Below are 546 nucleotides of genomic sequence, written 5' to 3' on the forward strand. Positions count from 1 at the left end.
AAAGTGGTGGGCGCAGGAGGATTCGAACCTCCGACCGCTCGGTTCGTAGCCGAGTACTCTATCCAGCTGAGCTATGCACCCACTTTCATAGATTGCTTATTTAAACTCTAAGCAGAGCGTATAAATTCAGACATAAAAAAACCGATTTCCATCGGTTTATTTTTCTTACACTTAAAAGTGTATGAAAATATGAAAGTGGTGGGCGCAGGAGGATTCGAACCTCCGACCGCTCGGTTCGTAGCCGAGTACTCTATCCAGCTGAGCTATGCACCCACTTTCATTTTTACTATTACTTGTTTTTACTCTAAGTGAGAGTTTTACTTATTTATACTCTAAGTGAGAGTTTATAAAGTGGTGGGCGCAGGAGGATTCGAACCTCCGACCGCTCGGTTCGTAGCCGAGTACTCTATCCAGCTGAGCTATGCACCCACTTTATAGTTTACTTATTTAAACTCTAAGTAGAGTTTTTGCTTATTTAGACTCTAAGCAGAGTTATTAAAGTATGGTGGGCGCAGGAGGATTCGAACCTCCGACCGCTCGGTTCGT

3 tRNA genes are annotated in these 546 nt (G+C 43.8%); all 3 read right to left on the reverse strand.

Features of this window, described 5'->3' with window-relative positions:
• Nucleotides 1–4: 4 nt before the first annotated feature.
• The 3 genes from L652_RS0116940 to L652_RS0116950 all read right to left on the reverse strand — a co-directional run bounded on the left by L652_RS0116940 (nt 5) and on the right by L652_RS0116950 (nt 429).
• Nucleotides 5–81 (reverse strand) — tRNA-Arg (locus L652_RS0116940).
• 115 nt (nt 82–196) lie between these two features.
• Nucleotides 197–273: transfer RNA gene (locus L652_RS0116945), tRNA-Arg, on the reverse strand.
• Nucleotides 274–352: 79 nt separating this feature from the next.
• Nucleotides 353–429: transfer RNA gene (locus tag L652_RS0116950), tRNA-Arg, on the reverse strand.
• Between the last annotated feature and the right edge of the window lie 117 nt (nt 430–546).

The organism is Pseudoalteromonas sp. TB25, assembly GCF_000497995.1.
GTDB lineage: Bacteria > Pseudomonadota > Gammaproteobacteria > Enterobacterales > Alteromonadaceae > Pseudoalteromonas > Pseudoalteromonas distincta.